Origin of the sequence: Yoonia sp. R78084, from assembly GCF_044595625.1 — a bacterium.
Lineage (GTDB): Bacteria > Pseudomonadota > Alphaproteobacteria > Rhodobacterales > Rhodobacteraceae > Yoonia.
This window is the reverse complement of the sequence record NZ_CP138993.1, coordinates 701093-713642: the sequence shown is the minus strand read 5'-3', so window position 1 is coordinate 713642 and position 12550 is coordinate 701093. Positions and strand designations below refer to the sequence as shown.

General features: G+C 56.4%; 17 protein-coding genes and 1 tRNA gene. 11 read left to right on the top strand and 7 right to left on the bottom strand.

Annotated elements, in window-relative coordinates:
- Positions 1–30: 30 nt before the first annotated feature.
- From SJY29_RS03820 to SJY29_RS03805, 4 genes are read left to right on the top strand one after another with little or no spacing between them, the layout of a single operon-like run.
- Entirely contained in the window at positions 31–252 is a 222-nt protein-coding gene (locus tag SJY29_RS03820; protein ID WP_400086996.1) for a hypothetical protein, read from the top strand.
- A gap of 30 nt (positions 253–282) precedes the next feature.
- A complete protein-coding gene (locus tag SJY29_RS03815) occupies positions 283–486 on the top strand; it encodes a helix-turn-helix transcriptional regulator (protein ID WP_400086993.1) in 204 nt (67 codons plus the stop codon).
- Positions 486–992, top strand: a complete 507-nt coding sequence (locus tag SJY29_RS03810; RefSeq protein ID WP_400086990.1) for a helix-turn-helix domain-containing protein — start codon at positions 486–488, stop codon at positions 990–992. The genes SJY29_RS03815 and SJY29_RS03810 overlap by 1 nt, the downstream gene beginning before the upstream one ends.
- Positions 970–1896 (top strand): tyrosine-type recombinase/integrase, encoded by a 927-nt coding sequence (locus SJY29_RS03805; protein ID WP_400086987.1) that lies wholly within the window; start codon positions 970–972, stop codon positions 1894–1896. Before SJY29_RS03810 ends, SJY29_RS03805 begins: the two co-directional genes overlap by 23 nt.
- Positions 1897–2042: 146 nt before the next feature.
- On the opposite strand, the gene SJY29_RS03800 is transcribed toward SJY29_RS03805, so the two are convergent.
- From SJY29_RS03800 to SJY29_RS03790, 3 genes are all read right to left on the bottom strand, one after another.
- Complete coding sequence (locus SJY29_RS03800) at positions 2043–3878, bottom strand: 7-cyano-7-deazaguanine synthase (protein ID WP_400086984.1); 1836 nt, start codon at positions 3876–3878, stop codon at positions 2043–2045.
- The gene (locus SJY29_RS03795; protein WP_400086981.1) at positions 3865–4422 is read right to left on the bottom strand and encodes a hypothetical protein; all 558 of its coding nucleotides are present in this window, start codon (positions 4420–4422) and stop codon (positions 3865–3867) included. Before SJY29_RS03795 ends, SJY29_RS03800 begins: the two co-directional genes overlap by 14 nt.
- Positions 4423–4778: 356 nt before the next feature.
- Positions 4779–4854 (bottom strand) — tRNA-Thr (locus SJY29_RS03790).
- 206 nt (positions 4855–5060) lie between these two features.
- Here SJY29_RS03790 and SJY29_RS03785 point away from each other — a divergent pair.
- Positions 5061–5942 (top strand): hypothetical protein, encoded by an 882-nt coding sequence (locus tag SJY29_RS03785; protein WP_400086978.1) that lies wholly within the window; start codon positions 5061–5063, stop codon positions 5940–5942.
- 3 nt (positions 5943–5945) lie between these two features.
- Here SJY29_RS03785 and SJY29_RS03780 read toward each other — a convergent pair whose 3' ends face one another.
- A complete protein-coding gene (locus SJY29_RS03780; RefSeq protein WP_327543162.1) occupies positions 5946–6203 on the bottom strand; it encodes a DUF2312 domain-containing protein in 258 nt (85 codons plus the stop codon).
- A gap of 107 nt (positions 6204–6310) precedes the next feature.
- Between SJY29_RS03780 and SJY29_RS03775 the strand changes: the two genes are divergently transcribed.
- Complete coding sequence (locus SJY29_RS03775) at positions 6311–6526, top strand: hypothetical protein (protein ID WP_327543161.1); 216 nt, start codon at positions 6311–6313, stop codon at positions 6524–6526.
- Here SJY29_RS03775 and SJY29_RS03770 read toward each other — a convergent pair.
- Positions 6523–7572: a phosphotransferase family protein gene (locus SJY29_RS03770; protein ID WP_400086973.1), complete on the bottom strand. Its 1050-nt coding sequence runs from the start codon at positions 7570–7572 to the stop codon at positions 6523–6525. The two genes, SJY29_RS03775 and SJY29_RS03770, sit on opposite strands and share 4 nt — an antisense overlap.
- A gap of 98 nt (positions 7573–7670) precedes the next feature.
- Between SJY29_RS03770 and SJY29_RS03765 the strand changes: the two genes are divergently transcribed.
- Positions 7671–8900: an acyl-CoA dehydrogenase family protein gene (locus SJY29_RS03765; RefSeq protein WP_400086971.1), complete on the top strand. Its 1230-nt coding sequence runs from the start codon at positions 7671–7673 to the stop codon at positions 8898–8900.
- Here the strand turns inward: SJY29_RS03765 and SJY29_RS03760 are convergent.
- Positions 8873–9190 (bottom strand): helix-turn-helix transcriptional regulator, encoded by a 318-nt coding sequence (locus SJY29_RS03760; RefSeq protein WP_055296461.1) that lies wholly within the window; start codon positions 9188–9190, stop codon positions 8873–8875. The two genes, SJY29_RS03765 and SJY29_RS03760, sit on opposite strands and share 28 nt — an antisense overlap.
- 87 nt (positions 9191–9277) lie before the next feature.
- On the opposite strand from SJY29_RS03760, the gene SJY29_RS03755 reads away from it, so the two are divergent.
- The 4 genes from SJY29_RS03755 to SJY29_RS03740 are packed head-to-tail and all read left to right on the top strand — an operon-like array spanning position 9278 to position 11460.
- Positions 9278–10141, top strand: coding sequence for an MBL fold metallo-hydrolase (locus SJY29_RS03755; protein ID WP_400086968.1), 864 nt, complete (start codon positions 9278–9280; stop codon positions 10139–10141).
- A 27-nt stretch (positions 10142–10168) separates the two neighbouring features.
- Complete coding sequence (locus tag SJY29_RS03750) at positions 10169–10594, top strand: YeeE/YedE family protein (protein WP_110280116.1); 426 nt, start codon at positions 10169–10171, stop codon at positions 10592–10594.
- A complete protein-coding gene (locus tag SJY29_RS03745) occupies positions 10594–11025 on the top strand; it encodes a DUF6691 family protein (RefSeq protein ID WP_400086965.1) in 432 nt (143 codons plus the stop codon). The genes SJY29_RS03750 and SJY29_RS03745 overlap by 1 nt, the downstream gene beginning before the upstream one ends.
- A gap of 9 nt (positions 11026–11034) precedes the next feature.
- Positions 11035–11460, top strand: a complete 426-nt coding sequence (locus SJY29_RS03740) for a TIGR01244 family sulfur transferase (RefSeq protein WP_400086962.1) — start codon at positions 11035–11037, stop codon at positions 11458–11460.
- Here SJY29_RS03740 and SJY29_RS03735 read toward each other — a convergent pair.
- Positions 11457–12539, bottom strand: coding sequence for a FliM/FliN family flagellar motor switch protein (locus SJY29_RS03735; RefSeq protein ID WP_400086959.1), 1083 nt, complete (start codon positions 12537–12539; stop codon positions 11457–11459). The genes SJY29_RS03740 and SJY29_RS03735 overlap by 4 nt on opposite strands.
- Positions 12540–12550 lie beyond the last annotated feature (11 nt).

The window sequence follows — 12550 nt, the reverse complement described above, 5'->3', positions numbered from 1 at the left end:
ATTTCACTTTCTGGTTGTGGCTCTTCGTCGGTGACCACGCCTGTTTTGGAGCTCAACAACACTAAAAAAGACCTGAAAGCAAAAACCATGAACCCATCGGTCACGCACAGCCAAGCTTTGTCACAAGTTTCCCTTAAAACGCTGCAAGATCAATGCCTTAGAGACCGATTCCGTCACACCTTGTTCAGCACTGACCACATATTTTCTGCCGAAAAAGCCTCACCTTTATTAGCAGAAGTCAATCGAACCTAATCGGTTGGCCATGAAGCTTAGTGAGGTCACATGAGCAAAATTACACAGGAACAATTGGCGCAGCGGTGGCATCTTTCACCAAGGACGCTGGAGCAGTGGCGGTGGCTGGGAAAAGGTCCCAAGTTCCTCAAAATCGGTGCACGAGTCTTGTATCGCGAGGAAGATGTTGAGGCTTGGGAGGCGTCGCAAGTCTGCCAGAACACATCAGGGCCACTATCATCGGAGGGGTTGTAATGCCCCGTTTGCCATCCCCGAACCGGGTCAAAATGCATTATGTCTATAATGTCTGGGAGGCAGCTCAGGCGGTCGGGCGACATCGTCAGACGGTCATCCGTTGGATCAAAGACAAGGGTCTGGTTGCGGATCGCAGCAAAGTGCCGTGGCTGATCAAGGGAAAGGATTTGAAAGAATTCCTCGGCCATCGCCGCGCTAAATCTAAAACCAAATTGGCGCTGCATCATCTCTTTTGCCTTGGCTGCAAAAGCTCCCAAGAACCGGATGGAAAATTCGCAGAATATACGCAAGTAACGCCCACAACCGGCATGCTCAAAGCGCTCTGTCCGAGTTGCGGCAGCATCGTCAACAAAGTCGTGCGCAGGGCTGATGTGGAGGCCATTCGGGCAAAAATCGAGGTCACAGTTCAGCAGGCCAACCCAAGATTAGTGTCCCAGCCCGCTCCCCTCTTAAATGATACCTCAGCAATGGAGGCCAAGACCGATGACAAAGCACACTTCGGATAACCTTCGCATCAAGCGAAAGTACCTTGTCTGGCGCAAGGACTCTAAGGGTCTCTCGGATGCCTCTGTCGACAAATCTGCGGCAGCAGTTTCGCTCTATGAAGCCTTTCTGAACGGTAAGGATTTTCGAAGCTTTCATTCGGAGCGCGCACGCAGCTTCAAGCGACACCTCTCTTCTCTGCAAAACCAGCGCAACTGCAGCAAACTATCCCCCAGTTCGGCCAATGGCATATTGCGCGAAATCAGTGCCTTTATGAACTGGTTGGCAGATCAGCCTGGTTATAAATCCAAGATCACTCGGTCAGACATTGCTTATCTTTCGCCAGACCGCAAATCCGAAGCGGCACGGCGCTCGACATGCTGGAAACCGCATCCATCACCAGCCCAAGCTTGCAAAGTGCTCGCCAGCATGCCGACCGATACGGTTTTGCAGCGTAGAGACAGAGCATTTGTGGCGTTCTTGTTTCTCACAGGATCGCGCGAAGGGGCCGCGATCACCATACGGCTTGGTCATGTGGATCTGGTCTATGCTTGCGTCCATTTTGACGGGCGGTCAGTCAACACGAAGTTTGGCAAGACGTTCACAACAGCCTTCTTCCCGATGCCTGCGCCTTGTGAGCAAATCTTGCGGGATTGGATAACTGAACTACGTGAATTTCATCAATTCTCTGACAGTGATCCACTGTTCCCCAAAACCCGTGTTGGCGTCGGACCACAGCGCAAGTTTGCCGCCCTCGGCATCGACCGCGAACCATGGTCTTCCGCATCGTCTGCCGCGAAGATTTTCAAGCAGGCGTTTGTCGATGCGAGCCAGCCACCGTTCTCACCGCACCGTGTCCGCGATACTTTGGCGGAATTGGCAAAAGACCACTGTCGAACACCAGAGGACTATAAGGCTTGGTCGTAAAACATGGGTCATGAGGATGTCCTCACCACGTTCAGATCCTATGGCTCCGTAGCCCCTGGTCGGCAGGTCGATCTGATCGCACGGTTTCGCAAGCGCGGCCCTTTGCGGGGCAGCGATGATGACGATTTCGATGTCGTTGAATGATCCTAGTGGTCAGTCGAATAGCGAACCCGCACTCGATCAGGCCGTAAGCGATATCCACTCCAGGGGATATTCTCGATCAGGATTTTCCCATCCTCAGGATCAAGTCCAGCTGAGTCAAACTTGGCCCCCAGCAGAGTACGGGTTCGGCTGACACCTTGGCGAACGGCAGCCTCGTCCAGCAGGCCCGCACCGACCGCAAGTTTACCAGCACCAAGAGTTGGAAAGTCGAGCGGATCGAGGCCCTGACCGGCACCTCGAAGGAATGCGACTGCCAGCGTGTTCAAAAGATTGAATCCCGCACCTGTGACTTGGACTGCATCATTGATCCAAAGGACCTTTCGCTTCTTATCAATGACAATATCAAAGATCTGTTCAGGCTCATCTTGCGGTCTCGGTGCGATGGGCGTTGTTGTGAACAACTGTCTTCGCTGGGCCGCGCCGAAAAGATCAGGCAGGCTATCTATGGGAGCCGGTTCCAGACGCGTCGATGACATCTCGTCGCGCATTGCGGTCGCCACAGAGGACCCGTGCCGCTTTAACAGATCAACGATGCGTCCGAGCGCGGTATCCGGCGGCTCGCCCAGGCTTTCGACAGCGTTCAGAATTGCCGGAAACTGGGCAACCAGTTCAGCCTCGTTTATGGCCTCATAGGCAAACGCACTGCGGACATAAGACAGCACCACTTCCTTGTCTTGGACACGCTCCCTTGGGCTTGTCATCAGATCAAGTCGGTAGGCCTCTTCTGGATCATGTCCTGCAAGACCGGCCGCCAACATAGCAAAACGGCGATCAACACACTGCGAACAACGGCCACAATGGGCATATTGCTTTGTTTGATTATGAACATCAGCACAGCTGCGCGTGAATGCGATTTGATCAACCATACCAAGACGCGCTATTGTCTGCACAACGTCTGTTTTTGTACGCCAGAAGAACGGGTTATCGACGCGTAAGTCCTGACCAAAAATCAAGCTGAACAGAACCTCAAAGCGCTGCAGCGTTTGCGGATGCGTTGTCCGTGTCGCCCGCGTCCCGAGTACATTTCCAACGGGCGGTATATTTAGGCTGACCACCCCGTTTTCGTAAAATGACACCCGCTTTTGTCCGAAAGCAATTACAGTCGCCATGCCCAGCGCAGCAAATAAGAAAGATCGCGCACGATGGGTTCCTTCCGCATTGGTCCCCCGTTTCAGCTGCACCCGCATCGGAAAATGCATCAGCATTTGTGGCCCTAATTTCTGAGCCATGTGCTTTTGAAGATCGCGCTGGATCGGGGCGATTTTGGTCGACGAGAAGTGACTGATCAGTGCCACCTTCTGTTTGCGCTCGATAATCTCCTCGAGCGCCCCCGCATAGGAATCCAAGCCGCCAGAGAACATCAAAACACTGTCAGGTTGCCAAGCACTCTCCTTGCCAAAATCAAAGTATCGTTCAGGCGCAACCGATTTGGTTTTGGATTCAATAAAATCAAACGTAAAGCGGTCACCCGAAAGAAACATCAATGTCTCCTCCAAATTCGCTTTAAGCTTTGGCCCCGACCAAAGTGCCACGTTACGGACTGGCAGCGACACATGGAAGCTTCGATGCCATTTCGCGCCCATCTGCTGATCCATCAGTCCACCACGACTCACGCTGGAATCAATAGCATAAACGAAGGCTGCAATTTCGATCAGATCAAGGGCAACATCTGGTAGTCCCACAACAAGACTTTTGCGGATATGGCCGATGCGAAGCGAAACAGCCTTCAGTTTGCCATCAATCTCGAAGTGCAATTGCTCATCGCCCCGGCCATCCGGTAGCGGTGGCAGGCATGTGACGATGTGCTCAGTCGTTTGCACGACGCCGTCCAAGCTCTGATCTCATCTTCTTGAACGAGTAGCGCGTGAAGTCGTTGATTTTATCCTGGGTAAGGCTCTGTTCTTTCCAAATCGTTTTGCCGTACCAGCCGCCCGCAAAGGCTTCGACAATTTTTGAGGCTTCAAAGGTGTGTTGGCGTAGCGCAACCTCGAATGCGACGCGGTCGCCATCGTTCCCGAACCGTTTGTCCGCGCCAATATGGTCTGCCAATTCACGGCTCAAATAATAGTCGAGCGATCTGTATGACAGCCGAGCAAAGAAATCGCGCGCCAGCGTAGAAAACTCCTGCCCTCCCGAAAATGACGCCAGGGCTTTTCGGACCTCTTGCGGTGTTGGCTCGAAAAGCGTCGGCAGCTTATCCCTTAGTTGAACCGACAAACTTTCCAGAAGAGCCGCCCGCGCCAATTCTCCTGCGTCGGAGGAATGGCCTTGATCGAATGCCTGTTGGTTGATGGCCGCATTTAGCCCAGCCAATAGTCCTGTGACTGATGTCAAAGCCTCGGACCGAAGGCCCAGTTCGGCCATCTCCGCCTCAAAATCCGGCGAACGCGCTAAAAGCGGCAATCGGACAAGGAGTTGCGTTACAGACTGGAAGAAAGGATCATCTGAAGCCCGCCTAAGATCGACCTCGAAGCTCTTGCAGCCGCTTCCGCTATACTCTCGATGTCGGCATTCGAATCGAGCAGGCCAACGACATCACGCCACTTCTTTGACCGCTGTAACGTTCCGAGCCTAATATGACCCATCAAGTCCTCCCAAACTCAGGACAGCGTGAAACAGGAGGCTAAAAAATGCAAAAGAAATATGACCGCAATGCTTACGCTGCGCTTACCCGCAAACAAGCCTTAGTTTCCAAATTTGATATAAGTCATTGATTTTAATGGTGCCCCCACACGGACTCGAACCGCGGACCTACTGATTACAAATCAGTTGCTCTACCAGCTGAGCTATAGGGGCACTGGTGCACCGTATGCGGTGCATCGGATCGACCGAATGCGCGGCGTATAGCAGGGACAAATGCCGATGTGCAATGGTGTTTTCGCATTGCCGGCAGAAAAAATTCGCCGCTTGCGTAGCCCGCGATACGGATGTTGTGATACCTGCTTTCGCGCAGGCCAAATCGCCCTATGATGGCCGCAGACAATCCGGCAAAAGGACGCTTCATGCAAATCGCATTTCATATCGGCGCGAATTGCACAGATGAAGACAGGCTTCTGAAATCGGTTCTCAAAAATGCCGATACCCTTCTGCAAGAAGGAATCGCTGTTCCCGGGCCGGGGCGGTATCGCAAATTGCTGCGCGAGGCGATCGACGCTCTGGATGGCGGGCGCCCCACGGCTGACGCCCGCGATGTGCTGGTTGATGCGATTGTCGAAGACGACAAGATCACCCGCCTTGTGCTGAGCAACGACAACTTTCTGACAGTTCCGCGGCGGATTTTCGATCACGGTGTCTTTTATCATCAGGCCGAAAAGAAAGTGCACGGTTTGCACACTCTCTTCCCCAATGACGACATCACGCTCTTCATGGGGATGCGGCACCCCGCCAGTTTTCTGCAGGAAACCGCGACACGTGCCGGAGTGACGGGTCTCAGCGAATATCTCGGTCTGCTCCCGCCGCTTGAATTGCGCTGGTCGGACGTCATCCGCCGCATCAAGCGCGCCGCACCGCGGACGCCGCTTTATGTCTGGTGCAACGAAGACACGCCACTGATCTGGGAAGAGCTGATACGGCTCTTCTCCGGTGTTCCGGCGGATATGCCGGTTGCGGGCCAATTTGATGTGCTTTCGGGCGTCGTCAGTGCCGAAGGTCTGGCGTTGCTTACATCAGGGATCGCGGCGCTGGACCATGACGATGTCGACGCGCGGCAGGACCTGATCGCCGAAGCACTGGAAACACACGCCCTGCCCGAGCAGCTGGAAGAGAGCATCGACCTGCCCGAACTGAACGAGGATGTAGTACGGGCGATGACCGAATCCTATGAGGCCGATCTTGATCTGATTGGCCGGATGGAAGGGGTGGAACTGATCCTCCCCTTCGACTGATCCTTACATGCCAAGTGCTGCTTTATACATATCCAGCACGGCTTCTTCTTCAGCCAGATCATTGGCATCGCGCTTGCGGATGGCCACGATCTTGCGCAGGACTTTAGTGTCATAGCCACGCCCTTTGGCTTCGGCCATCACCTCTTTTTGCGCGTCTGCGATGTCTTTCTTCTCCGCCTCAAGACGTTCATAGCGCTCAACAAACTGCCGGATTTCCTGGCCTGCGACGGTGCTTGCGGTATCGGTCACTGAATCGTTCATCAAAGCTCTCCTGAAAAGTTGCCTTTCACTAGCCCCTGCCCCCGAAACCCGCAACCCTTGCGCCGACACCTGTGGCACGCTAGGTCCGGCAAAAAGAGGTATTGATCATGGAAATCGTTGTTTGGATTGGTGCGGGTCTTTCGGTCGTTGGGCTATGCGGGATCGTCTATAGCATTGTGGCCGTCACAAAGGCCAAACGCGCGAACCTGCCCGATGAGGAATTACGCGCGCGCATCGCAAAGGTCTTGCCGGTCAACCTCGGGGCGCTACTGATTTCCGTCATTGGTCTGATGGCTGTCGTGATCGGGGTGATGCTGGGCTAAAGGTCTGCCCCTTCGTGCATGACAATCGTGGCCATTGCCGCCAGCGCCGGAACCGCTGCCCCGTATTTGCGCGCCATCGCGGGGTTTGAAGCATTGCCAGCCGCGGCACGTGCCGCAACCCCCGCCAGAATTGCCGCCAGCCGGAAGAAGGCGAACACCAGATAGAAAGGCCAGTTGTCGATAGCACCCAAGCCGCGCCGTGCCGCATAGGCGGCCACATATTGCGCCTCATCCGGCAGGCCGCAAGCTGCGCGGTCGATCCCGGCCAACCCGCGCATGTCGCCCGCGTTGGGCAGCCGCCACTGCATGCATTGATAGGCCAGATCAGCCATCGGATGGCCCAGCGTTGACAGTTCCCAATCCAGCACGCCGATGATTTGCGGCATATCAGGCGCAAACATGATATTGTCGAGCCGGTAGTCCCCATGCACCAGCGCCACCTGCCCGTCATCGAGCGGCATATGGGCGCCAAGCCATGCCATGATGTCTGTCATTGCCTCTGATGGGGTGTCGGTTGAGGCCAGATATTGCTGGCTCCAGCGATCCAGCTGGCGGGCGAAGTAATTGCCCGGCTTGCCGAAATCAGCAAGACCAACCGCCGCGGGATCGATATCATGCAAAGCCGCCAAGGCCGCATTCATCGCGTCGTAGATCGCTGCCCGCTCCCGCGGGTCACTGTCAGGCAAGGCCGGATCCCAAAAGATCCGCCCCGGCAGATAACGCATGACGAAAAACGTGCGTCTGCTGGGGGACTCCGCAGCCTCTGCCAAATGCAGCACGGCGGGGACCGGCACATCCGTCTCGGCCAAGGCCTGCATCACACGAAATTCACGGTCCACGGCATGGGCCGAGGGCAACAGCCGACCAGGCGGTTTGCTGCGCAAGACATAGGTGCCGCTGTCGGCGGTGAGCTGATAGGTCGGGTTTGACTGGCCTGTGCCGAATTTCGTCACCGCCGTCAGCCCCGCAAATTCGGGGATCGCATTGCTCAGATATACATCCAGATCAGGCAGGCTGATCCCAAGGTTTTTTGCGGCTTCTTTCATGACCGCATTAGGGCTGGCCGCTTGCGAAACTGCAAGCCTTTGATTGACACCCCGCCCCCACGGTGCACGATAGCGTAACACAAATACGGGGCGCGAAAATGGACCTTGGACATACCGAGCGGCTTTTGCCGGTACTTGCGGCGGTGAAAGCGATGATCACCGATGAAATCGCCCCTTTGGACGAAGAGTTCTTGTCCGAGGTCAGTATCGGCGACCGTTGGGCATTTACCCCACGCCAGACCGAAATACTCGAAGGCCTCAAGGCCAAGGCACAGGAACGCGGGCTTTGGAATTTCTGGGACACTCTCCGCGATGGACCGCAGCTGAATACAGTTGAATATGCCTATCTGGCAGAGGAAATGGGCAAGAGCCATCTGGCCGCCGAGGTCTTTAACTGCAACGCGCCTGATACCGGCAATATGGAAGTCTTTGCCCGCTACGGCACCGAGGCGATGAAGGAACAATGGCTCAAGCCGCTGATGGCCGGCACGATCCGCTCGGCATATCTGATGACCGAGCCGGATATCGCCAGCTCGGACGCTACGAATATCGCCATGCGCTGCGAACGCGACGGGGACAGCTATGTCCTGAATGGCCAGAAATGGTGGGCGACCGGTGCAGGTGATCCGCGCTGTGCTGTGCATATCGTCATGGTGCGCACCGCCCATGAAGGACCCAAACATCAGCAACACTCCATGATCGTCGTCCCCGCCGATACCCCCGGCATCAAAAAACTTCGCGCGATGGAGGTTTACGGCCACGACGATGCCCCCCACGGCCATATGCATTTCCGCTATGACGACGTGCGTGTGCCTGCGGAGAACATGTTGCTTGATGAAGGGCGCGGGTTCGAAATTGCGCAAGGGCGGCTCGGGCCGGGGCGTATTCACCACTGCATGCGCGCGATCGGACAGGCCGAGAAGGCGCTGCAATTGATGTGTGAACGGTCTTTGGCACGCGAGGCCTTCGGCAAACCGCTGGCACAGCTGGGCGAGAATTTCGATATCATCGCCAAGGCGCGCATGGATATCGAACAGGCGCGGCTGTTGTGCCTCAAGGCGGCGTGGATGATGGACCAAGGTGACAAACGCGCTGCTGCCCCCTGGATCAGCCAGATCAAGGTAGTGGCCCCGCAAATCGCACTCGATATCACGGATAAGGCGGTGCAGATGTATGGGGCAGCAGGCGTGTCACAGGATACCCCGCTGGCTCGGCAATGGACCCATCTGCGCACCTTGCGGCTTGCGGATGGGCCGGATGCGGTGCATCGCAGGCAGGTCGCGCGGGCCGAACTGGCCCGTTATTCGGTGGGGCAGAAAAGCTCGTAAACCCGTTCAAGCAGAGGGCGAATGCGCGGGTCGGAAAGGCTATACCGCATGCTCCGGCCGTTGCGCTGGCAGGACACAAGCCCTTCGTTGCGCAGGCGCAAAAGTTGCCCGGAGACATACGACTGGCTCGCGCCCAGTGCCGTTTCCAGTTCGCTTACACTCAGATCACGCGGAACCAGCGCACAGAGAATGCGCAATCGGCCAGGATTGGAAAGCGACTTGAAAAGGTCAGCCGCTTCCGCTGCTGCCTCGTCCATTGGGTCTGCGAGTTCTTGAACCGGATTTGTCATGCGAAATAAAATACCTCATCGTTAAATACATTTCAATATTGAAATGTGTTTCGAACTCCCTATTTTGTAATCCAAAGGAGATTCGATATGACCCCACATGTAAAAGCATTCTTCGACGACGCAACCAACACTGTGTCATATGTCGTCCGCGAACCGGAAGGTCGCACCTGTGCGATCATTGATAGTGTGTTGGATTACGATCCCGCCTCGGGGCGCACCAACATGAAATCCGCTGATGAGATCATCGCTTGGGTAAAGGCCGAGGACCTGCAGGTTGCGTGGATTCTGGAAAGCCATGTCCATGCCGATCACCTCTCTGCGGCGCCTTATCTGCAAGAGCACTTGGGCGGCAAGATCGGGATTGGTGCGAATATCACCATAGTGCAGGATACATTCGGCAAGGTCTTCAACGAAGGCACAGAATTCCAGCGGGATGGATCACAGTTCGATGCGCTGTTTGAGGATGGTGACAGCTTCCACATCGGACAAATGCGTGCTGACGTGCTGCATACACCCGGCCACACACCTGCTTGCCTGACCTATGTCATTGGCGACGCGGCTTTTGTGGGTGATACACTCTTTATGCCGGACTTCGGCACGGCCCGTTGCGACTTCCCCGGTGGCTCTGCCGAGGATCTCTACACCTCGATCCAGAAAATCCTGTCTCTGCCTGATGAGAACCGCATCTTTGTGGGCCACGACTATAAGGCGCCGGGGCGTGATGAATTCGCGTGGGAAACCACCGTGGGTGAGCAAAAGGCGCTGAACGTCCACATCGGTGCAGGCCGCCCCATGGAAAAATTCGTATCCATGCGGCAGGAACGGGATGCAAAACTTGGCATGCCACGGCTGATCTTGCCGTCATTGCAAACAAATATGCGCGCGGGGAACCTTCCCGAGCCGGAAGACAACGGGCAACGCTACTTCAAAGTGCCCATCAACACACTGTAAAACCTACGGAATGGAATAGGACTGAACATGCCAATAGATTGGATCATGGGGCTCGTCGGTGGCGTGCTCATTGGAACGGCCGCTGCGATTTTCCTGCTCGTGAACGGGCGGATCATGGGCGCATCGGGTATCATCGGCGGCCTCGTCGATGGCAGCGGGCGTAGTGACTGGCAAGAGCGGGCGGCGCTGATTGCGGGGCTGTTTATCGTTCCCGGCCTCGCGGCACTTGCGATGGGCGGGTCGGAGACAAACCTGACCAGCAACTGGGCCATCATCATCGCGGCCGGCCTTCTGGTGGGTGTCGGCACGCGTTTTGCCAATGGCTGCACCTCGGGCCACGGCGTCTGCGGGATTTCGCGGCTGTCTCTGCGCGGCATCGTCGCCACCGCCTTCTACATCGGTGCCGGCGGTCTGACCGTCGTTCTCTTCAAACATATTCTGGGAGTGATCTGATGCGCACCTTCGTTTCTTTCCTTGTCGGATCGCTCTTCGGCCTTGGCCTGTTGATTTCCGGCATGACAAACACGTCCAAAGTACAAGGGTGGCTTGATATCTTTGGCGATTGGGATCCGACGCTTGCCTTTGTAATGGGCGGTGCGATCATTCCGATGGCCATCGCATGGCGCTTCACAATCGGGCGCAAACCGGTGCTGGCCGAAGCCTTCCCGCCCGCACCCGAGCAAAAGCTGGGGCGTAACCTTGTGCTGGGCTCAACACTCTTCGGCATGGGCTGGGGTCTGGCCGGGCTGTGCCCCGGGCCGGCCATCGCCTCGCTGAGTTTCGCAGGTCCTGGCGGGTGGCTCTTTGTCGGTGCAATGATCGCTGGCATGTTGGCGGCACCTTCCTTGCGGGCGCGTATGGACCAAAGGGCTGTTGCGGTTTAAAGAACGCTTATGGATATTCGTCACATCAGCCCGACCTACGCCGTCACCCCACAAATCGCAGTTGAGGATATCCCTGCGATTGCCGAGGCCGGTTTTCAAACAATCATCTGCAACCGACCGGATGCAGAAATCCCGCCGTCCCACCAGGCCAGTGTGATCGGGGCGGCGGCCAAGGCCGCAGGGCTGGAATTTGTGATCAATGAAGTGACGCATCAAACGCTGAACATGGATATGGTCACAAAGCAGAAGGCAGCAATGGACGCGTCAAGCGGTCCTACCCTTGCCTACTGCGCCTCTGGCACACGGTCGACGATTGTCTGGGCGCTGGGACAAGCCAGCGAGATGTCAGCCGATGACATTCTCTCAGCCGCTTCGGCCGCGGGCTATGATCTTGGCGGGATGCGCCCACAGTTGACTGCGCTTGCAGGCAATTAGGACGGATCAATCGTTTCCGATATGTCCGGTAAACCGGGCATATCATCGCCTGTAAAATCCAGCGCGTCCGTCGCATTCGAAAGATCAAGCATTTCTGATGATGCCTCCGGCAAATCTGCCGGAGGCATCATTGCGTCTACATCCATCATGTCGGACATGCCAAGTTGTGTTGTGATTGCTTGATGTGGCAATTCGGCAAGCTGTGGTGCAGGGGCCGTTTCAAGCCGTACAGCGCGATAGCCCCCGATCTGACCCAGTTTCGCCTGTGCCAATTCGTGCCCATCACGCGACAAGAGCCGCACAGAATTCACCGTACATCCGGGCAGTGGCAGGACGGTACCCACTTTCAAGGATTGCGCTGTCGCCAGTGAAATCGGCGCGCGATACAAAAGCGCCTCGAGACAGGCGGGGGCCTCATAGATGTTGTCCTGAAAAACCTGATGCCAATCAACGGGCGCAGGCGGTGCAGGCTCCGGCACGGTGGCCGCTTCTGCCAACGGCAGCGCGATCACCAGTTGCGCACGACGGTCGGCAACCCCGAGATCAACGCCCATCCGGACAATCCGGTAGGTACGGTCCGTCAAAACGAGCCCGGCGGCACGCGCGCTTTCCACCTTTGCGCCAATGCCAATGCCATCCATCCAGCCTTCAAGCGGGGTCCCGAGAACGGCCTGCGGAAAAGCCGCGATAAAACTGCGCAGCACCGGATCGCAGAGCACCTTATCCGTATGTGTCGGTGCACGCGTTTCAGCAGGCTGCGCCAGCACCGCACCCATGGTTTCCATTTCCAGCACGGCCGCACGCATTTCCATATCAAGTGCGATCAGGCCTGATAGCGCGCCGTCGCGTTCCAGCCCCACCAGCATGAGATCGGAACCCAGGGTCGCCAGCATGTCATCCAGCGCGATCACCTCTTCGCCCACGCTCTCGACCGTGAGCACGAGACCCACACTGTCATTGGCAGCTTTGGTCAATGCCAGCCGCACAGCACGTGACGAGGTCAGCGGGTTTTCGGTTTCCCCCTGCCCTTGCGGACGGGTCATCCGCCGCAGCAATGTCACATGTGTGCCTGTCGTCATTTGCCTGCCAC

Coding starts and splice junctions, on each gene's coding strand:
- SJY29_RS03815 (WP_400086993.1), top strand. CDS start 283: ATGAGCAAAATTACACAGGAACAATTGGCGCAGCGGTGGCATCTTTCA.
- SJY29_RS03810 (WP_400086990.1), top strand. CDS start 486: ATGCCCCGTTTGCCATCCCCGAACCGGGTCAAAATGCATTATGTCTAT.
- SJY29_RS03805 (WP_400086987.1), top strand. CDS start 970: ATGACAAAGCACACTTCGGATAACCTTCGCATCAAGCGAAAGTACCTT.
- SJY29_RS03795 (WP_400086981.1), bottom strand. CDS start 4,422: ATGGCCGAACTGGGCCTTCGGTCCGAGGCTTTGACATCAGTCACAGGA.
- SJY29_RS03785 (WP_400086978.1), top strand. CDS start 5,061: ATGCAAATCGCATTTCATATCGGCGCGAATTGCACAGATGAAGACAGG.
- SJY29_RS03780 (WP_327543162.1), bottom strand. CDS start 6,203: ATGAACGATTCAGTGACCGATACCGCAAGCACCGTCGCAGGCCAGGAA.
- SJY29_RS03775 (WP_327543161.1), top strand. CDS start 6,311: ATGGAAATCGTTGTTTGGATTGGTGCGGGTCTTTCGGTCGTTGGGCTA.
- SJY29_RS03770 (WP_400086973.1), bottom strand. CDS start 7,572: ATGAAAGAAGCCGCAAAAAACCTTGGGATCAGCCTGCCTGATCTGGAT.
- SJY29_RS03765 (WP_400086971.1), top strand. CDS start 7,671: ATGGACCTTGGACATACCGAGCGGCTTTTGCCGGTACTTGCGGCGGTG.
- SJY29_RS03760 (WP_055296461.1), bottom strand. CDS start 9,190: ATGACAAATCCGGTTCAAGAACTCGCAGACCCAATGGACGAGGCAGCA.
- SJY29_RS03755 (WP_400086968.1), top strand. CDS start 9,278: ATGACCCCACATGTAAAAGCATTCTTCGACGACGCAACCAACACTGTG.
- SJY29_RS03750 (WP_110280116.1), top strand. CDS start 10,169: ATGCCAATAGATTGGATCATGGGGCTCGTCGGTGGCGTGCTCATTGGA.
- SJY29_RS03745 (WP_400086965.1), top strand. CDS start 10,594: ATGCGCACCTTCGTTTCTTTCCTTGTCGGATCGCTCTTCGGCCTTGGC.
- SJY29_RS03740 (WP_400086962.1), top strand. CDS start 11,035: ATGGATATTCGTCACATCAGCCCGACCTACGCCGTCACCCCACAAATC.
- SJY29_RS03735 (WP_400086959.1), bottom strand. CDS start 12,539: ATGACGACAGGCACACATGTGACATTGCTGCGGCGGATGACCCGTCCG.